This is a genomic window from Streptomyces marokkonensis (genome assembly GCF_039539045.1).
GTDB classification, from domain to species: Bacteria; Actinomycetota; Actinomycetes; order Streptomycetales; family Streptomycetaceae; genus Streptomyces; species Streptomyces marokkonensis.
In genome coordinates this window covers 1-18,634 of record NZ_BAABCQ010000041.1, presented here as the reverse complement: position 1 = coordinate 18,634, position 18,634 = coordinate 1, and the positions used below count along the sequence as shown (strand labels likewise).

Genomic DNA, 18,634 nt, shown 5'->3' with positions numbered 1-18,634 from the left:
GCCGTCAGAAGCCGTGCGGCAACCACGGCGCGACGTCCGACCCGAACCCCACCGACGCCTCCGCCAGCGCCCCGTGCCGCACCTCCCGCACCCGCCCGGCCGCGCCCAGCGAAGCCAGGCTCACGCCCCCGAGATACGCCGCTCCCAACTCCCGCACGGACAGGGCGAGATCCGCCGCGTCGGTCGTACGCTCGCAGGACGCCCCCTTCGCGTCCCCGGTCAACCGCCAACGCCCCGCGTTCCAGGGGCAGAAGGCGTCCTCCACCTCGAACACCACGTCCACCGGCGCCTGGTAGGTCCGCGCCGCGAGCGCGTCCCCCACGTCCACCAGCCGTACGTACAGCCCGTCTCGCAGCCCCGGCCGGCACCGCCGGATGTCCGACACCTGGTGCTGCCACGCCTCGTCGACCGGCCGCCCGCGCACGGCCAGCGTCGTCGTCAGGTCGACGCCGAACAGGAAGCGCCACAGCGCCGCGTCGGTCGCCGGGTCCAGCCCGGCCAGATCCTCCAGCACCACCGTGCCGGACGGCCCCTCGGGCGCCCAGCCCGGCCGCACCCGGAACCGCGCGTACCCCGTGACCTCACCGTCCCGCCGGGCGACCACGCACTGCAGCGGCGAGGCCCCCTCCCGCTTGCTCTCCGGATCCAGCAGCCCCACCCGCTCCCAGCCGGGCCGCCGGGCCAGCATCCCGGGCCGGCCGGGCACCAGCCGCGCGTACACGGCCTCGCACGCGTCGAGCACGTCCGCGGGCTCCGCGTACCGCAGCCGTACGTCATCCGTGCCGTCCGGCACCGACAGACGGACCCGGTCCGTATCGATCTCCGCGTTGACCTGGAAGGTCGCGGCGCCGTACCCGAACCTGCCGTAGATCGCCGGTTCGGAGGCCGTCAGCACGGCCAACGGCTCACCCCAGGACCGTACGTCGTCCAACTGCCGCCGCATCATCGACGTCAGCACCCCCCGACGCCGGTGAGTACCGGTGACGGACACCATCGTCACGCCCGCCGCGGGCACCTCCGCACCACCCGGCACGGTCATCCGGAAACCGAACGCCCCGGCCGTACCGACGCACTCGTCGCCCTCCCAGACACCGAGTGAGCGGTCGACCTCGGTCAGAGCGTTGTACAGCTCCAACTCCTCGGCCGACTCCGGAACCCCGCTGAAGGCACGGATCAGTGTCGCGTACCACTTGCTCCACTCGTCCCGCGTCAGCACCCGCAGCTCGGTTCCCATACCGCCGTTGCCGTCTCCGTCGCCGCCGTCACCCATGCCAATACCCATGGGCCATGCGTACCAGGGCTCCGCGGAGCGGGCGAGGGAATTTCCGGCGGGTGGCGGCGCGACGGCCGTTCGTGAAGTTCACTGTGAAGTCATGGGCCTCGGACGGGGGACAAGTAGGACCTCCCGTGCCAAGCGCCCGGTCCGATGGATAGGGTCCCGAACTAATGGCAGCAGAACGACAGCGGCGCGCGGAAGCCGACACGTTCACGGCCCGGTGGAAGAAGCAATGGCACCGGGCCCGCGTCGGCGTGCGCAGATCCGCCGTCGACTACTTCCGCGGCGACGGCTCGGACTGGATCGCCCTGGCCGGACTGCTGCTGATGATCCCCGTCATCGCGGCCACCACGATGGCGAACTCCGTGTGGTGCTCACCGGCCGCACTGGTCCTCCCGATCGTCGCGGGCGGCCTGCTGCTGCGCCCCGCGAGCCTGCTCGGCCTGTACGCGGCGGCGGCCACGGCACTGATCGTGGAGTCGGTGCAACTGGGCCCCTACACGGAGGGCCCCTCCCGGGTCACCCCCGGCGTGGTCCTGGTCGTCGCGGCCTGCGGCTTCTTCGGACTGCTGGTCGCCCAGTTCCGCAGCCGGGTCGGCGTGCCCTGGCGGCGCGGCGGCACCATGCTCTTCGACCTGCGCGAACGCATCCGCGTCCAGAGCAAGCTGCCGGGCCTGCCGCCGGGCTGGCACCGGGAGATGGCGCTGCGCCCGGCCGGCGGACAGTCCTTCTCGGGGGACTTCGTCGTCGCCGCCCGTACCAACGGCGGCCGGACGCTAGAGGTGGTCCTCACCGACGTCTCCGGCAAGGGTATGGACGCGGGCTCGCGCGCCCTGCTGCTGTCGGGCGCGTTCGGTGGCCTGCTGGGCAGCCTGCCCCCGCACGCGTTCCTGCCGGCGGCCAACGGCTACCTGCTCCGCCAGGACTGGGACGAGGGCTTCGCCACCTCCATCCACCTCGTCCTGGAACTCGACTCCGGTGACTACGAGCTGTACTCCGCCGGACATCCGCCGGGCCTCCAGCTCAGCGCGGGTACGGGCCGTTGGGAGGAGAAGTCGGCCGAGGGACCGCTGCTGGGTGTGTACGACGGGGCGCAGTTCGACCCGGTGAAGGGCTCACTCCGCCCCGGGGACGTGCTGATGCTGTTCACGGACGGCCTGGTGGAGACCTCCGAGCGCGACATCACCGAGGGCATCGACCGCCTCACCGGCGAGGCCGACCGCTACGTCGCCGGCGGTTTCCACGGCGCCGCCTGGCATCTGATCGAGGCGGTGGCCAAGGACGTCAACGACGACCGGGCGCTCCTGCTGATCTGCCGGGAGGGCCCGACGGCCCAGTCCCCGACGGCGGCGGACTGACACACTGGGCCGCGTGTCCCAGACCCCTTCCCGTACTCCGGAGCCCGCTGCCGACTCCGCCACCGAGCCCGCCCGGCGGCTCTCCCTCGCCGAGGTGGAGGCCACCGCCCGTGCCGCCCACGCCGGACAGACCGACAAGGCGGGCCGGCCGTACGCCGAGCATCTGCGGGCGGTCGCCGAGGGCGTGCGAGGGCGTGGCGGGGACGACGAGCAGATCGCGGCAGCCTGGCTGCACGACGCGGTCGAGGACGACGCGCTGTCCGAGCGGTGGCTGCGGGAGGCCGCGCTGAGTCCCCGTACCAAGGACATCGTCCTCGCCCTCACCAAGCGGGCCGGGGAGCCGCCCGAGGCGTACGCCGCACGCATCCTCGAGACGCCCGGCGCGCCGCTGGTCAAGGAGGCCGACCTGGCGCACAACGCCGATCCGGCCCGACTCGCGGTCCTGGACGGGGCCACCCGCACACGACTGACCGAGAAGTACGCGCGGATGCGCGCACTCCTCGGCCTGGTCGCTCCGGCGACTGACGGCTGAGCGAAGGAACCGAGCCGCGGCAAGAGACGGGGACGGACCCCGGACGGACTAGACGGAGACCTTGTCGCCCGTCTCGCTCGGCGCCGGTGCCTCGCGCGCCCCGGCCTTGTCCCGCCGCTCGCGGCCCCGGGCGGCCTCACCCGGATCCCGCTTGAAGGCCCAGTCCATCCTCGGCTCCACCACGCACCGCAGGACCCGCTGGACGGGCTTGGTGCACAGCACGGTGATCACGGCGGCCGCGAGGGCGGTCAGCACGACCGCACCGAGCGGCTCGTCCCACGCGGGGCCGTGGAACCAGCCCGCGAAGGTGGCTTCCTTCGACAGGAAGCCGTGCAGCAGGTAGCCGCAGATCGTGCCCGCGCCGAGCGCGGTGAACCACATGCGCCGGCCCGGCACCCAGGCGAAGAAGCACGCGCTCAGCACCAGCGAGCAGCCGAAGAGCGCGAGCGTCACGACCGGCCCGGACCACCAGGGGGCGCCCGTGTCCTGCACGGCGGCGTTGCGGTAGAACCAGCCGGTCTCCATGCGCGGCACGGACCACCAGCCGATGACCACGGCGGCCGCCACCACCGGCACGGACAGGATCCGCACCGAACGGCGCCGCACCAGCTGGAAGTGTTCGGGGCGCAGTACCAGGCCCAGCACGAAGCACGGCAGGAACTGCAGCACCCGCTGCATGTTCAGGTCGTTTCCGATCGTGGGTGTCACGGAGGCCAGCGCGGCGATGGCCAGGGCGATCGGCAGCGGCCAGCGGACGGTCTGCCAGATGGGGGTGGTCAGCCGCCAGATGAACAGCGCGCACAGGAACCAGAGAAGGTAGGTGGGGTCCAGCAGGCTGATGTCGTTGGACGGGTCCTCGCTGACGCGGCGGTGCAGCGCGTAGGCGACCTCGAAGACGACGTACGGGACGGCGACGCTGGTGATCAGCCGCTTGACGCGCTTGGGGCTCATGTCGAAGCTGCGCGAGAAGTAGCCGGAGATGATGATGAAGGCCGGCATGTGGAACGTGTACAGGACCCGGTACAGGGTCTCCACGCTCCGGTTGCCGTCCAGGATCTGTCCCCAGGCGTGACCCACTCCGACCAGCACGATCGCCAGGTACTTGGCGTTGTCGAAGAACGCGTCGCGCTGCCGACTCGGCTGGGTCTGCCGACTCGGCCGTGTCTGCCGGCTGGACTGGGTCTGCTGGTCCGGTGCCGTCCGCTGGTCCGATGGGGACAGCGTTTTCCGGTCGCCGTGCGGTCGCAGCGAGTTCGTCATGCGCACCCCCGCCAAAAACTCGGCGAGACGTCGCAGGACCTCGCTGCTCTGGTGGGGGACGAGGCAGCGTAGAACATCTGAGGCACCCTAGCGTTCTCCGTGTGATTCCGTAAAACCTTCGAAGTCATTCCCGTATTCGGATCCAGAGTGCGTAGCGGGTACCCCGCATTTCCGGGAACTCGGCCTCTCCGGTCGCGTGACGGTCCCCACACTGTCCGCTGTGGCCGTGCACCATAACGGTCTCTGAGTCACCCGACGTGTCATGACTCGTCACGACTAAGCCGGGCATAAGACTGATGGGGGACTCCGATGGAATGTCCGCTTCAGCGCGCCCACGGTAACCTGTGGCATCCCTGAGATTTCCCTGTGCGGCGCCGGTCGATGCGCATCCCGCGGCAATTCGAATCATCTACGAACGTGTTGTGTGGGCATTGAAACGAAGCCCCAGTAATTCTCTGCGCGGGCGTCATCTCGAATATCAGTGCGGGGTGTGGTGGGCGGGTGGGTCCGCGTGTGCGGGAGAGGGCGCCACCCGGGATCCGGCCGGATGATGTGTCACCAGCCGCATGACGGGGCCCGGTTGGTGGCACGATGGTCCTGGCGGGGTGCGCGGCACGGCACCTCCGAGCCGGGAGAGCGGACCGATCGAGGGTGTGATCAGTTGTGGCCATTTCACTGTCAGTGGTGCTGCTGTTGGCAATCATCCTGGTGGTGCTGCTGCGAGGAGGCTCCATCAAGGCGGGCCCGGCGGTCGTCGCGGTCCTCTTCGGCTTCTTCCTGGCCTCGACCGGCATGGCCGACGACATCCAGCGGTTCCTGGACTCGATAGCGGAGACGCTCAACTCCATCCAGTTCTAGCCCGGGCCGTACGACCGTACGAAGGCCTCCGGCCCGGTCCCTTTGGCGGAACCGGGCCGGAGGCCTCTCGGAGCGGGCGACGGGAATCGAACCCGCGTAGCTAGTTTGGAAGACTAGGGCTCTACCATTGAGCTACGCCCGCACAGTGCGCGCCGCAGGTCGGTGACCTCGGCACTGCAGGCATCTTAGCGGGTCGTCCCCCCTCGCCGCACACCCCTTCCGGTCCGTGCCGCCCCTCCGGAGGCGCTCGGGTTACCCGGCGGCCCCGATGCCTGGCGGCATGTACCCTACGTGTCGCACCAGACGGGGTGTGGCGCAGCTTGGTAGCGCGTCCGCTTTGGGAGCGGAAGGCCGTGGGTTCAAATCCCGCCACCCCGACCAATCGCAGGCCACGCGGTCGCGGCTCAGCAGTCATCGCAGTCCCGGCCGCCCCGGTCGGGCGGCGGGCGACACCCGGCCCCGCCGGTCCGTCCGGCCGGTCACCTCGGGTGATCGACCGGTGGTTCCAGTGATCGCCTTTTGGGCCGTGTAGCCGCTGCCGTTACTATGCAAGCTGCACGCCCGTGCGTCATCAGGTCTGAAGTCTCCGGGCGGCGAAACCTGCCGGACGCCTCTCTGGCTCCGGCAGAACCCAAGAAGTCAGCCACCAAGGAGACCGAACCGTGAAGAGCGCCGTGGAGACCCTGAACCCGACCCGGGTTCGGCTCACTGTCGAGGTGCCCTTCGAGGAGCTCAAGGACAGCCTCGACGCGGCGTACAAGAAGATCAACCAGCAGGTCACGGTGAAGGGCTTCCGTAAGGGCAAGATCCCGGCCCGCGTCATCGACCAGCGGTTCGGCCGCGGTGCGGTCCTGGAGGAGGCGGTCAACGACGCGCTTCCGAAGTTCTACACCGACGCGGTCAACGAGGCCGAGCTGAACCCGCTCGGCCAGCCCGAGGTCGACATCACGGAGCTGAAGGACGGCGAGACGCTGAACTTCACCGCCGAGGTCGACATCCGCCCGGCCGTCGAGATCCCGGACTACTCCGGCATCGAGGTCGAGGTGGACGCCATCGAGGTCAGCGACGAGGACGTCGAGAAGGCCGTGGAGCAGCTGCGCGAGCGCTTCGCCTCCACCTCCCCGGTCGAGCGTGCCGCAGAGGAGGGTGACGTCGTCACCCTCGACCTGCAGGCCAAGGTCGACGGCGAGGTCCTCGAGGACGGCGTCGCCGACGGTGTTTCCTACACCATCGGCTCCGGTGAGCTGCTGGAGGGCATCGACGACGCCGTGAAGGGCGTGGAGGCCGGTGGCGAGGCCACCTTCACCTCCGAGCTCAAGGGCGGCTCGGCGGCCGGCAAGGAGGCCGAGGTCACCGTCAAGGTCACCCAGGTCGCCAAGCGTGAGCTGCCCGAGCTGGACGACGACTTCGCGCAGCTCGCGTCGGAGTTCGACACGCTGGAGGAGCTGCAGGCCGACAGCCGCAAGCGCCTGGCCAACACGAAGCAGTACGACCAGGCCACGCAGGCCCAGGAGCGCGTGCTCGACAAGCTCCTCGAGCTGGTCGACGTCCCCGTCCCCGAGAAGCTCCTCGAGGACGAGGTCAACACCCGCAAGCACAATCTGGAGCACCACCAGCTCGGCCAGATGGGCCTGGACCTCGAGAAGTACCTGGAGCTCCAGGGCAAGACCGCCGAGGAGTTCGAGACCGAGACCCGCGAGGCCGCGGTCAAGGGCATCAAGACCCAGTTCGTCCTCGACGAGCTGGTCAAGCAGGAGAAGCTCAACGTCAGCCAGGAGGAGCTCACCGAGCACCTCATGCGCCGCGCCGCCTCCTCCGGCATGTCCCCCGACCAGTTCGCCCAGGCCGTCGTCGAGCAGGGCCAGGTCCCGCTCCTCGTCGGCGAGGTCGCCCGCGGCAAGGCCCTGGCCGTCGTGGTCGAGAAGGCCACGGTCAAGGACACCAACGGCGAGGTCGTCGACCTGGAGGACGAGGAGGACGAGGCGGAGACCACGGAGGCCGCCGCCGAGCCCACCGACGCCGCCGAGGCCACCGAGTCCGGTGACGACAAGGCCGACGACAAGGCCGACGAGAAGGCCGACGAGAAGACCGAGGGCTGAGCCCCACGTCACCTGTGACGCCGTAACGACGGGCCCCGAGACGCGTTCGCTTCTCGGGGCCCGTCGGCATACGGCCGGGAAGGCCGTCGGGCCGCCTCCTCAGAAGGGCCGTCGGCCGGGACGCCCGAGAGGCCCGTCGCGGCAGCGCCCCAGGGGCGCCGCACCGAGCCGGCGCGCGGCTCCGCCGCCGTGGGCGCGCTCGGCCACGCAGGCACCTGGGCCGCCCACGACCGACGTCGCCACGACGCGCCGCACCCCGCTCACCCAGCGGAGCGACATGCGCTCACAGCGAACACCCGCGGAACCGGGATGGCACCGCAGGGCCTGCGCGTTAGGGTCCATGAATACGAGGGCAGGGGAGTCCCCGAAACCGGCCGGACGGCCCCGAGCCCCGGCAGAACACGTGAGACGGCCCGGCGCCGTCGTAAGACGAGCAGGTGGATACGTGACGAATCTGATGCCCTCCGCCGCCGGCGAGCCCTCCATCGGTGGTGGCCTCGGCGACCAGGTCTACAACCGGCTGCTCGGCGAGCGGATCATCTTCCTCGGCCAGCCGGTCGACGACGACATTGCCAACAAGATCACCGCACAGCTGCTGCTCCTTGCCGCCGACCCGGACAAGGACATCTTCCTGTACATCAACAGCCCCGGCGGTTCGATTACGGCCGGCATGGCGATCTACGACACCATGCAGTACATCAAGAACGACGTGGTGACGATCGCGATGGGCCTGGCGGCCTCGATGGGCCAGTTCCTGCTCAGCGCCGGCACCCCGGGCAAGCGCTTCGCGCTCCCGAACGCCGAGATCCTGATCCACCAGCCCTCCGCCGGCCTGGCCGGCTCCGCCTCGGACATCAAGATCCACGCCGAGCGGCTGCTGCACACCAAGAAGCGCATGGCGGAGCTCACGTCCCAGCACACCGGTCAGACGATCGAGCAGATCACCCGCGACTCGGACCGTGACCGCTGGTTCGACGCCTTCGAGGCCAAGGAGTACGGCCTCGTCGACGACGTCATCACCACGGCCGCCGGCATGCCGGGCGGCGGCGGCACGGGGGCCTGAGCCGCTCCCCGCGGGCCTCCGGGGTCTCCCGGGCCCCGCGGAGCCGAGCCCAGCCTCCGCGGGCCCAGCACGCCCGCCCAGCCGGCCCCGAGCCGACCGCCTCAGCTTCTTCCAGGAGACACTGTGAACGACTTCCCCGGCAGCGGCCTGAACGACCGCATGCGTGCCGAGTACACCGGCCCCTCCGCCGAGTCCCGCTACGTGATCCCGCGCTTCGTCGAGCGCACCTCCCAGGGCGTCCGCGAGTACGACCCCTACGCGAAGCTCTTCGAAGAGCGCGTGATCTTCCTGGGCGTCCAGATCGACGACGCCTCCGCCAACGACGTCATGGCGCAGCTGCTGTGCCTTGAGTCGATGGACCCGGACCGGGACATCTCGATCTACATCAACAGCCCCGGCGGCTCCTTCACGGCGCTCACGGCCATCTACGACACGATGCAGTTCGTGAAGCCGGACATCCAGACGGTCTGCATGGGCCAGGCGGCCTCCGCCGCCGCGATCCTGCTGGCCGCCGGCACGCCGGGCAAGCGCATGGCGCTGCCCAACGCCCGCGTCCTGATCCACCAGCCCTACAGTGAGACGGGCCGCGGTCAGGTCTCCGACCTGGAGATCGCCGCCAACGAGATCCTCCGGATGCGCGCGCAGCTCGAGGACATGCTGGCCAGGCACTCCACCACGCCGGTCGAGAAGATCCGCGAGGACATCGAGCGCGACAAGATCCTCACGGCCGAGGACGCGCTGGCCTACGGCCTGGTCGACCAGATCGTCTCCACCCGGAAGATGAACAACGAGTCGGTCAGCTGACACGGAGCGGGTATCGTCTGCTGCTCCTTGGCACGGTTCACGTCAAAGCGAACCGTGCCAAGGGGGGCCCGGACGGGGGGCCCGGCAAGGTACCGTCGGACATAAGGCAGCACCAGGAGTCCGCCGGCCGTCGACGTGACGTCGACGGCCGGGAGTCTCCCAGGCGAAGGGGAAGCACACCGTGGCACGCATCGGTGACGGCGGCGATCTGCTCAAGTGCTCGTTCTGCGGCAAGAGCCAGAAGCAGGTCAAGAAGCTCATCGCAGGGCCCGGTGTGTACATCTGCGACGAGTGCATCGACCTCTGCAACGAGATCATCGAGGAGGAGCTGGCGGAGTCCAGCGAGGTGCGCTGGGAGGAGCTTCCCAAGCCCCGCGAGATCTACGAGTTCCTCGACGGTTACGTCGTCGGCCAGGAAGCGGCCAAGAAGGCGCTCTCCGTGGCGGTGTACAACCACTACAAGCGGGTCCAGGCCGGTGAGAACGGCGGCGGCCAAAGCCGCGAGGACGCCATCGAGTTGGCGAAGTCCAACATCCTGCTGCTGGGCCCCACCGGCTCCGGCAAGACCCTCCTCGCCCAGACCCTGGCGCGCATGCTGAACGTCCCGTTCGCCATCGCCGACGCCACCGCCCTCACCGAGGCGGGGTACGTCGGCGAGGACGTCGAGAACATCCTGCTCAAGCTGATCCAGGCGGCCGACTACGACGTCAAGAAGGCCGAGACCGGGATCATCTACATCGACGAGATCGACAAGGTCGCGCGGAAGAGCGAGAACCCGTCGATCACGCGCGACGTCAGCGGCGAAGGCGTCCAGCAGGCCCTGCTGAAGATCCTCGAGGGCACCACGGCCTCGGTCCCGCCGCAGGGCGGCCGCAAGCACCCGCATCAGGAGTTCATCCAGATCGACACGACGAACGTGCTGTTCATCGTGGGCGGTGCCTTCTCGGGCCTGGAGAAGCTCATCGAGAGCCGGGCCGGCGCCAAGGGCATCGGCTTCGGCGCGACGATCCGGTCCAAGCGGGAGCTGGAGTCCACGGACCAGTTCCAGTCCGTCATGCCCGAGGACCTGGTCAAGTTCGGCATGATCCCCGAGTTCATCGGCCGGCTCCCCGTCATCACCTCGGTCCACAACCTCGACCGCGAGGCCCTGCTCCAGATCCTGGTCGAGCCGCGCAACGCGCTGGTCAAGCAGTACGAGCGCCTCTTCGAACTCGACGGCGTGGAGCTGGACTTCGAGCGCGAGGCCCTGGAGGCCATCGCCGACCAGGCCATCCTCCGCCAGACCGGCGCCCGCGGCCTGCGCGCCATCATGGAGGAAGTCCTCCAGGGCGTCATGTACGAGGTGCCCTCCCGCAAGGACGTCGCCCGCGTCGTCATCACCGCCGATGTCGTCCTCTCCAACGTCAACCCGACGCTGATCCCGCGCGATTCGCGAGGGCGGGGCCCGGGCGAGCAGAAGACGGCGTAGCCGCGGCCACCGTACGAAGCCGCACGCGGAAGGGGCCCGGTCGACCGACCGGGCCCCTTCCGCGTAGCCGTTCCGGCGTCAGGCCTTGACGCGGACCTCCTTGCGGAGCTTGGCGGTGATGTCGGCCGCCGCGGCCTGGTCGGTCTTCTTGCCGGCCGCGACGTCCAGGAGGCTCACCGGCATGGTGAAGCCCAGCGTGCTGTGATCGCCCCAGGCGCAGTACGTCATGGTCATCGACTTGGGCTCGTTCGGCCCGCCGTCGGAGTTGTCGACCTTGGCGTCCTGGCACTTGATGACGGCGCCGTCGAGGGAATCGGGCTTGTACTGCTTCGGCTCTCCGACGAAGCTCACGTCCTCGTCGCTGCCGCCCTCCTGGCTCTCCTTCTTCATGAACGCGAACATCTCGTCGAGGGCCTTCTCAGGGTCGTCGATCTCGCCGTAGACGCCGCCGAACATGAGCTGCTTACTCGCCAGCGGGTTCTCCTCGTTCTTCGCCGTGTACGTGGCGCTCACGTCCTTGGCGTCCTTCACCCCCCACTTCTCGGCGTCCTTCATGTCTCCGGCGCTCATGCTGCCGCTCTCGCTCTTGGACTTCTCGTACTCACCGAGCACCGTCGCCGGAGTCGTCAGCTTGTGCGGGCCGTCGTCGGCGATGTCCGATCCGGCGCCCCCGCTCCCGCCGCCGAACACGAAGTACGCGCCCACGCCGATCGCCGCCACGACGGCGACCGCGCCGATGATCAGACCCGTCTTCTTCTTGCCGCCACCCGGGACCGGGGGCTGAGGCATGCCGTAGGGGGGCTGGCCGGGCGGCTGCTGCCCGTACGGGGGCTGCTGGCCGTAGGGCGGCTGCGGCTGGCCGTACGGGGGAGTCTGCGGCGGGACGCCGCCCTGCTGCGGCTGCTGCGGGTAGCCGTAGCCCGGCTGCGCGGGCGGCGGCGTCTGCTGGGGGTAGCCATAGCCGGGCTGGGGAGCCTGCGGCGGCTGCTGGCCGTACGGCCCCGGCTGGCCGTACGGTCCGGGCTGCTGGGGCTGCCCGCCGTACGGGCCCGGCTGGTTGTGACTCATGACTGGTTCCCCTCCGGATGCTTACGTAGTGTTGACATCCTGACCCAGAGCTGGCGTGCGCAGGTCACCGGGGGCCGCACTGTTACGAAGGAAACGCGTTTCGGGACAGGGTCGTGACGGCCGTAAACTGACCCCCGTGACCGAGAACTCTCAGCAGCCGCAGCCCGCACCCACCACCGAACTGCCGACCCAGTACACGCCGGCCGAGGTAGAGGGGAAGCTGTACGAGCGCTGGGTGGAACGGGGCTACTTCGAGGCGGACGCCGACAGCGACAAGCCGCCGTACACCGTCGTCATCCCCCCGCCGAACGTCACCGGCAGCCTGCACCTCGGGCACGCCTTCGAGCACACGCTCATCGACGCCCTGACCCGCCGCAAGCGGATGCAGGGGTACGAGACGCTGTGGCAGCCCGGCATGGACCACGCCGGCATCGCCACGCAGAACGTCGTCGAGCGGGAAATGGCCAAGGAGGGCAAGTCCCGGCACGACCTCGGCCGGGAGGCGTTCGTCGAGCGGGTCTGGCAGTGGAAGGGCGAGTCCGGCGGGCAGATCGGCGGGCAGATGCGCCGCCTCGGCGACGGCGTCGCCTGGTCGCGTGAGCGCTTCACCATGGACGAGGGCCTCTCCCAGGCCGTCCAGACCATCTTCAAGCGGCTCTACGACGACGAGCTGATCTACCGCGCCGAGCGCATCATCAACTGGTGCCCCCGCTGCCTGACGGCCATCTCGGACATCGAGGTCGAGTACCAGGACGACGACGGCGAGCTCGTCTCCATGAAGTACGGCGACGGGGACGACACCATCGTCGTCGCCACCACCCGTGCCGAGACGATGCTCGGTGACACGGCCGTCGCCGTCCACCCCGACGACGAGCGGTACCGGCACCTGATCGGCAAGCTCATCAAGCTGCCGCTCACCGACCGTTCCATCCCGGTCGTCGCCGACACGCACGTCGACCCCGAGTTCGGCACCGGCGCCGTCAAGGTGACGCCCGCCCACGACCCGAACGACTTCGAGATCGGCCGGCGCCACGACCTGCCCGCCATCGCGGTCATGGACGAGCACGCCGTCATCACCGCCCACGGCCCCTTCCAGGGCCTGGACCGGCTGGAGGCCCGCTCCGCCATCGTCGCCGCGCTGCGCGCCGAGGGCCGGATCGTCGCCGAGAAGCGGCCCTACGTCCACTCCGTCGGCCACTGCTCGCGCTGCAAGACGACCGTCGAGCCGCGCCTGTCCATGCAGTGGTGGGTCAAGGTCGGCCCGCTGGCCAAGGCCGCCGGTGACGCCGTCCGTGACGGCCGCGTCAAGATCCACCCGCAGGAGATGGAGAAGCGGTACTTCGACTGGGTCGACAACCTCCACGACTGGTGCATCTCGCGCCAGCTCTGGTGGGGCCACCGCATCCCCGTCTGGTACGGCCCCGAGGGTGAGGTCGTCTGCGTCGGACCCGACGAGGAGCCGCCCGGCGGTGAGGGCTGGTACCAGGACTCCGACGTCCTGGACACCTGGTTCTCCTCCGGCCTGTGGCCGTTCTCCACGCTGGGCTGGCCCGAGCAGACCGACTCGCTCGCGAAGTTCTACCCGAACTCCGTCCTGGTCACCGGCTACGACATCCTCTTCTTCTGGGTCGCCCGGATGATGATGTTCGGCCTCTACGCGATGGACGGCACCCCGCCGTTCCACACCATCGCCCTGCACGGCATGGTCCGTGACCAGAACGGCAAGAAGATGTCCAAGTCGTTCGGGAACGTCGTGAACCCGCTGGACTGGATGGACAAGTACGGCTCCGACGCGCTCCGCTTCACCCTCGCGCGCGGCGCCAACCCCGGCGTCGACGTCCCGATCGGCGAGGACTGGGTCCAGGGCTCCCGGAACTTCACCAACAAGATCTGGAACGCCACCCGCTTCGCGCTGATGAACGGCGCGACGGTCGAGGGCCCGCTGCCGGACGCGTCGAGGATGTCCTCGACCGACCGCTGGATCCTCTCCCGGCTCAACTCGGTGGTCGCCGAGGTCGACGCGTACTACGAGGACTACCAGTTCGCGAAGCTTTCCGACGCCCTGTTCCACTTCGCCTGGGACGAGGTCTTCGACTGGTACGTCGAGCTGTCCAAGACGACGTTCCAGGCGGGCGGCGAGGCCGCCGAGGTCAGCAAGCGCGTCCTGGGCGAGGTCCTCGACGTGACGCTGAGGCTGCTGCACCCCATCGTCCCGTTCGTCACCGACACGCTGTGGACCACGCTCACCGGCGGTGAGTCGGTCGTCATCGCCCAGTGGCCGTCCGACTCGGGCTTCCGGGACGCGGGCGCCGAGCGGGAGATCGAGACCGTCCAGTCCGTCGTCACCGAGGTCCGCCGCTTCCGCCACGAACAGGGTCTGCAGCCCGGCCAGCGGGTCCCGGCCCGGCTGACCCTCGACGGCACGGCGCTGGCCGCGCACGAGGCGGCCGTCCGGCAGTTGCTGCGCCTCCAGCCGGAGGGCGACGCCTTCACGGCCACGGCGACCCTGCCGGTGGCGGGCGTCGAGGTCGCCCTGGACCTCTCCGGCGTGATCGACGTCGAGGCGGAGCGCAAGCGCCTCGCCAAGGACCTCGCCGCCGCCGAGAAGGAGAAGGTCCAGGCCACGGCCAAGCTGGGCAACGAGGCGTTCCTGGCCAAGGCGCCGGACAACGTGGTGGACAAGATCCGCGGCCGGCTGGCCAAGGCCGACGAGGACATCGCGCGACTCCGGGCCCAGCTGGAGAAGCTGCCGCAGGCGTAGACGCCGCTACGTGGACGAAGGCTCCCGGGGCTCTTTCGGCACCGGGAGCCATTCGGCACCGGGAGCCTTCGCACGCTCGGGAACGCGCCCGGCCACGAAGCTCCCGCGCCCGCCGGCGGAGCATCCGCGCTCGACGGCGGAGTCCTGGCATGCCCGTAGACGCCGGGCACCCCACTCCGTGGGCACACTGTCGGCGGCCGTCCGTAGACTGGTCCCCGTGAGTGAGCTCCCCCCGCACGACAGCAGCGAGCAGCCCGACCCCGGTGACCCCTTCGAGGAGATCGTCGCCGCCGAGACCGACCGCGACCCCGATCTCGCCGTGATCGAGGCCGGCAGCCGTACCCTCCGCACCCAGGGCGGCCCGCCGGAGGCCGACGTGCCCGCGCGGCCCGAGGATCCCGAGGTGGACAAGGCCCTGCGCGAGGTGGAGGCCGAGCTCTCCACCCGCTGGGGCGAGACCAAGCTCGAGCCGTCCGTCGCCCGGATCGCCGCGCTGATGGACGTGCTGGGCGAGCCGCAGCGGTCGTACCCCTCCATCCACATCACGGGGACCAACGGCAAGACCACCACCGCCCGCATGATCGAGGCCCTGCTGGGCGCCTTCGAGCTGCGCACCGGCCGGTACACCTCGCCGCACGTGCAGTCGGTCACCGAGCGGGTCAGCCTGGACGGGGCGCCGATCTCCGCCGAGCGCTTCATCGAGACGTACGAGGACGTCAAGCCGTACGTCGAGATGGTCGACGCCCAGCAGGAGTACCGACTGTCCTTCTTCGAGGTGCTGACCGGCATGGCGTACGCCGCCTTCGCCGACGCGCCCGTGGACGTGGCCGTCGTCGAGGTCGGGATGGGCGGCTCCTGGGACGCCACCAACGTCATCGACGGGGACGTCGCCGTCGTCACCCCCATCGACCTGGACCACACCGACCGGCTCGGCGCGACGCCCGGCGCGATCGCGACCGAGAAGGCCGGCATCGTCAAGCAGGACGCCACCGTGATCCTGGCCCAGCAGCCGGTGGACGCGGCACAGGTGCTGCTGAAGAAGGCCGTGGACGTGAACGCCACCGTGGCGCGCGAAGGGCTGGAGTTCGGCGTCGTCGCCCGGCAGGTCGCCGTCGGCGGACAGTTGATGACCCTGCGCGGGCTCGGCGGCGAGTACACCGAGGTCTACCTGCCGCTGCACGGCGCCCACCAGGCGCACAACGCGGCCGTCGCCCTCGCCGCCGTCGAGGCGTTCTTCGGCGTCGGGTCGCAGCGCCCGGAGCCGTTGGACGTCGACACCGTGCGCAAGGCCTTCGCCGCCGTCGCCTCGCCGGGACGGATGGAGGTGGTGCGGCGCTCGCCGACCGTGGTGCTGGACGCCGCCCACAATCCGGCCGGCGCGCGGGTCACCGCGGAGGCGGTCGGGGAGGCTTTCCAGTTCAGCCGGCTCATCGGCGTGGTCGGCGCGAGCGGCGACAAGGACGTACGGGGGCTGCTGGAGGCCTTCGAGCCGGTCTTCGCCGAGATCGTCGTCACCCAGAACTCCGGCCTGCGCGCGATGGACGCCGACGCGCTGGCGGGCATCGCCGTCGAGGTGTTCGGCGAGGACCGCGTCCAGGTCGAGCCGCGGCTGCCGGACGCCCTGGAGGCAGCGATCACGCTGGCCGAGGAGGAGGGCGAGTTCTCGGGCGGCGGGGTGCTCGTCACCGGCTCCATCTACACCGTCGGCGAGGCCCGACTGCTCCTCGGGAAGGGCTGAGAACCGTGCGTACGCTCTGTGCTTCTACTCTGATCGGCGAGGTCTTCGTGATCGGCTTCGCCGGTCTGGTCGCCATGAAGGACCCCGACCTGTCCATGGGGACGGTGTGGACGGTCAGCGGCATCGCGATGTTCCTGTGCGTGGCGCTGTGCGGCTTCGTGACCCGGCCCGGCGGCGTCGCCTTCGGCTGGGCCCTGCAGATCGCCCTGATCGCCTCCGGGTTCGTCGTGCCGACCATGTTCTTCCTGGGGGCGATCTTCGCCGCCCTCTGGTGGGCCTCCGTGCACTACGGGCGCAAGATCGACGAGGCGAAGGCGAGGTTCGCGGCCCAGGCGGACGCCTCCGCGCCCGAGGCAGCCTGACCCCGGCCGACGCTGCGTGCCAGGTGCTGCGACACGCCCGGTAACCTCAGTCATCACTTCGCACGACCGCACGTTCGTACCACCGCACGTTCGTACCACCGCACGTTCGTACCGCCGCATCACCGCACGTTCGTACAACAGCACACTCGTATATCCCAAGGAGCCCGTCGTGACACAGCGCAGCCTCGTCCTCCTCAAGCCCGACGCCGTCCGTCGTGGCCTGACCGGCGAGATCATCAGCCGTATCGAGCGCAAGGCCGGCTGGCAGATCACCGCGCTGGAACTGCGCACCCTGGACTCCGAGACGCTGGAGCAGCACTACGGCGAGCACAAGGGCAAGCCCTTCTACGAGCCGCTGGTCGAGTTCATGGCGTCCGGTCCGGTAGTCGCCATGGTCGTCGAGGGTGAGCGGGTCATCGAGGGCGTGCGCGCGCTGGCCGGTCCGACCGACCCGATCGCCGCTGCTCCCGGCTCCATCCGCGGGGACTTCGGCGTGATCGTCCGGGAGAACCTGATCCACGCCTCCGACTCCGAGGAGTCCGCCGAACGCGAGCTGAAGATCTTCTTCCCGGGCCGGGTCTGAGCCTCCTTCCGGACACGCCGGACACATCTTTTTTCTGACGTCGCGTCAGTCGAATGGCCCGCGGCGGACCGGGGCGGTCGCGTAAAAGCGACCGCCCTGTGGCATATGCGCGCCTGTTCGGGGGAACGGATGCCTCCGTTGGCCCGTCTCCACAAGCGGGGCGATGCGCCATCTGCTGACAATGGCGAAGACCCTCGCACAGTGTTCGCGAAAGCGCGTCTACGATGGAAGCCTCCACGCGCCACTGCGCCCACCTCGCCTACCTGAAAAGCCCTCAAAAGCTCCTGGGAAGGCCAGTCGAATCCTGATGGGGAACTCAATGTCGTTCATCGGCCGTGACATGGCTGTCGACCTCGGGACCGCCAACACGCTGGTGTACGTCAGGGGTCGCGGGATCGTACTCAACGAGCCGTCCGTCGTCGCGATCAACACCAACACCGGTGGCATCCTCGCGGTCGGCGCCGAAGCGAAGAAGATGATCGGGCGCACGCCCGGCAACATCGTTGCCGTGCGCCCGCTGAAGGACGGCGTCATCGCCGACTTCGAGATCACCGAGCGGATGCTCCGCTACTTCATTCTGAAGATCCACAAGCGGCGTTATCTGGCTCGTCCGCGGGTCGTCGTCTGTGTGCCCTCGGGCATCACCGGCGTCGAGCGCCGTGCCGTCATCGAGGCGTCGTCCCAGGCCGGCGCCCGTCAGGTGCACATCATCGAGGAGCCCATGGCCGCGGCCATCGGCTCCGGCCTGCCGGTCCACGAGGCCACGGGCAACATGGTGGTGGACATCGGCGGAGGCACCACGGAGGTCGCGGTCATCTCGCTCGGCGGCATCGTCACCGCCCAGTCCATCCGCGTCGCGGGTGACGAGCTGGACAACGCGATCATCCAGCACGTGAAGAAGGAGTACAGCCTTCTGCTGGGTGAGCGCACGGCCGAACAGATCAAGATCACGATCGGTTCGGCGTACGACCTCGACGCCGACGAGCACACCGAAATCCGTGGCCGGGACCTCGTCTCCGGGCTGCCCAAGACCGTCGTCATCTCCGCCGGCGAAGTGCGCAAGGCGATCGAGGAGCCGGTCAACGCGATCGTCGACGCGGTCAAGACGACCCTCGACAAGTGTCCGCCGGAGCTGTCCGGCGACATCATGGACCGGGGCATCGTCCTGACCGGCGGCGGCGCGCTGCTGCGCGGGCTCGACGAACGGCTGCGCCGGGAGACCGGAATGCCGATCCATATCGCCGAGGACCCGCTGGACAGCGTGGCGCTCGGCTCCGGCAAGTGCGTCGAGGAGTTCGAGGCGCTCCAGCAGGTGCTGGACGCCTCGCCCCGCAGATGACGTAACACTTCGGTTCCGCCGTACGAGACGATCTCCTCTCGTGCGGCGGATCGCTGATATAGAGA

Annotated in this window: 15 protein-coding genes and 2 tRNA genes; 13 read left to right on the top strand and 4 right to left on the bottom strand. The window is 69.6% G+C overall.

Annotation, left to right across the window (positions count from 1 at the left end):
- Nucleotides 1–4 precede the first annotated feature (4 nt).
- Nucleotides 5–1,234, bottom strand: coding sequence for a GNAT family N-acetyltransferase (locus ABEA26_RS13110; protein ID WP_345592191.1), 1,230 nt, complete (start codon nucleotides 1,232–1,234; stop codon nucleotides 5–7).
- 212 nt (nucleotides 1,235–1,446) lie between these two features.
- On the opposite strand from ABEA26_RS13110, the gene ABEA26_RS13105 reads away from it, so the two are divergent.
- Entirely contained in the window at nucleotides 1,447–2,634 is a 1,188-nt protein-coding gene (locus tag ABEA26_RS13105) for a SpoIIE family protein phosphatase (protein ID WP_345592141.1), read from the top strand.
- Nucleotides 2,635–2,728: 94 nt separating this feature from the next.
- The gene (locus ABEA26_RS13100; protein ID WP_345592189.1) at nucleotides 2,729–3,166 is read left to right on the top strand and encodes an HD domain-containing protein; all 438 of its coding nucleotides are present in this window, start codon (nucleotides 2,729–2,731) and stop codon (nucleotides 3,164–3,166) included.
- A 48-nt stretch (nucleotides 3,167–3,214) separates the two neighbouring features.
- Here the strand turns inward: ABEA26_RS13100 and ABEA26_RS13095 are convergent, their stop codons facing one another.
- Nucleotides 3,215–4,426 (bottom strand): acyltransferase family protein, encoded by a 1,212-nt coding sequence (locus ABEA26_RS13095; RefSeq protein ID WP_345592139.1) that lies wholly within the window; start codon nucleotides 4,424–4,426, stop codon nucleotides 3,215–3,217.
- Between the two features lie 663 nt (nucleotides 4,427–5,089).
- On the opposite strand from ABEA26_RS13095, the gene ABEA26_RS13090 reads away from it, so the two are divergent.
- Nucleotides 5,090–5,284 (top strand): hypothetical protein, encoded by a 195-nt coding sequence (locus tag ABEA26_RS13090; protein ID WP_217169938.1) that lies wholly within the window; start codon nucleotides 5,090–5,092, stop codon nucleotides 5,282–5,284.
- A 71-nt stretch (nucleotides 5,285–5,355) separates the two neighbouring features.
- Here the strand turns inward: ABEA26_RS13090 and ABEA26_RS13085 are convergent.
- Nucleotides 5,356–5,426 (bottom strand) — tRNA-Gly (locus ABEA26_RS13085).
- A gap of 162 nt (nucleotides 5,427–5,588) precedes the next feature.
- On the opposite strand from ABEA26_RS13085, the gene ABEA26_RS13080 reads away from it, so the two are divergent.
- The 5 genes from ABEA26_RS13080 to clpX all read left to right on the top strand — a co-directional run bounded on the left by ABEA26_RS13080 (nucleotide 5,589) and on the right by clpX (nucleotide 10,718).
- A tRNA-Pro gene (locus tag ABEA26_RS13080) sits at nucleotides 5,589–5,665 on the top strand.
- Between the two features lie 281 nt (nucleotides 5,666–5,946).
- Nucleotides 5,947–7,383, top strand: a complete 1,437-nt coding sequence (gene tig / locus ABEA26_RS13075; RefSeq protein WP_345592136.1) for a trigger factor — start codon at nucleotides 5,947–5,949, stop codon at nucleotides 7,381–7,383.
- 457 nt (nucleotides 7,384–7,840) lie between these two features.
- Complete coding sequence (locus ABEA26_RS13070; RefSeq protein WP_031040345.1) at nucleotides 7,841–8,446, top strand: ATP-dependent Clp protease proteolytic subunit; 606 nt, start codon at nucleotides 7,841–7,843, stop codon at nucleotides 8,444–8,446.
- Between the two features lie 123 nt (nucleotides 8,447–8,569).
- Nucleotides 8,570–9,250 (top strand): ATP-dependent Clp protease proteolytic subunit, encoded by a 681-nt coding sequence (locus ABEA26_RS13065; RefSeq protein WP_345592135.1) that lies wholly within the window; start codon nucleotides 8,570–8,572, stop codon nucleotides 9,248–9,250.
- 181 nt (nucleotides 9,251–9,431) lie between these two features.
- Nucleotides 9,432–10,718, top strand: coding sequence for an ATP-dependent Clp protease ATP-binding subunit ClpX (clpX, locus tag ABEA26_RS13060; protein WP_345592133.1), 1,287 nt, complete (start codon nucleotides 9,432–9,434; stop codon nucleotides 10,716–10,718).
- Nucleotides 10,719–10,796: 78 nt separating this feature from the next.
- Here clpX and ABEA26_RS13055 read toward each other — a convergent pair whose 3' ends face one another.
- Nucleotides 10,797–11,786, bottom strand: a complete 990-nt coding sequence (locus tag ABEA26_RS13055; RefSeq protein WP_345592131.1) for a hypothetical protein — start codon at nucleotides 11,784–11,786, stop codon at nucleotides 10,797–10,799.
- A gap of 136 nt (nucleotides 11,787–11,922) precedes the next feature.
- Between ABEA26_RS13055 and ABEA26_RS13050 the strand changes: the two genes are divergently transcribed.
- The 5 genes from ABEA26_RS13050 (at nucleotide 11,923) to ABEA26_RS13030 (ending at nucleotide 18,569) form a co-directional block, all read left to right on the top strand.
- Nucleotides 11,923–14,547 carry a valine--tRNA ligase gene (locus tag ABEA26_RS13050; RefSeq protein ID WP_345592130.1) on the top strand — a complete coding sequence of 875 codons (2,625 nt, stop codon included), beginning with the start codon at nucleotides 11,923–11,925 and terminating at the stop codon, nucleotides 14,545–14,547.
- Nucleotides 14,548–14,764: 217 nt separating this feature from the next.
- Nucleotides 14,765–16,285, top strand: coding sequence for a bifunctional tetrahydrofolate synthase/dihydrofolate synthase (folC, locus tag ABEA26_RS13045; RefSeq protein WP_345592128.1), 1,521 nt, complete (start codon nucleotides 14,765–14,767; stop codon nucleotides 16,283–16,285).
- A 5-nt stretch (nucleotides 16,286–16,290) separates the two neighbouring features.
- Entirely contained in the window at nucleotides 16,291–16,647 is a 357-nt protein-coding gene (locus ABEA26_RS13040) for a DUF4233 domain-containing protein (protein WP_345592126.1), read from the top strand.
- Nucleotides 16,648–16,816: 169 nt separating this feature from the next.
- Entirely contained in the window at nucleotides 16,817–17,230 is a 414-nt protein-coding gene (gene ndk / locus ABEA26_RS13035) for a nucleoside-diphosphate kinase (RefSeq protein WP_164251073.1), read from the top strand.
- 319 nt (nucleotides 17,231–17,549) lie between these two features.
- Complete coding sequence (locus tag ABEA26_RS13030) at nucleotides 17,550–18,569, top strand: rod shape-determining protein (protein WP_087809356.1); 1,020 nt, start codon at nucleotides 17,550–17,552, stop codon at nucleotides 18,567–18,569.
- Nucleotides 18,570–18,634: the final 65 nt, after the last annotated feature.

Coding starts and splice junctions, on each gene's coding strand:
- ABEA26_RS13110 (WP_345592191.1), bottom strand. CDS start 1,234: ATGGGAACCGAGCTGCGGGTGCTGACGCGGGACGAGTGGAGCAAGTGG.
- ABEA26_RS13105 (WP_345592141.1), top strand. CDS start 1,447: ATGGCAGCAGAACGACAGCGGCGCGCGGAAGCCGACACGTTCACGGCC.
- ABEA26_RS13095 (WP_345592139.1), bottom strand. CDS start 4,426: ATGACGAACTCGCTGCGACCGCACGGCGACCGGAAAACGCTGTCCCCA.
- ABEA26_RS13070 (WP_031040345.1), top strand. CDS start 7,841: ATGCCCTCCGCCGCCGGCGAGCCCTCCATCGGTGGTGGCCTCGGCGAC.
- ABEA26_RS13055 (WP_345592131.1), bottom strand. CDS start 11,786: ATGAGTCACAACCAGCCGGGCCCGTACGGCGGGCAGCCCCAGCAGCCC.
- ABEA26_RS13030 (WP_087809356.1), top strand. CDS start 17,550: ATGTCGTTCATCGGCCGTGACATGGCTGTCGACCTCGGGACCGCCAAC.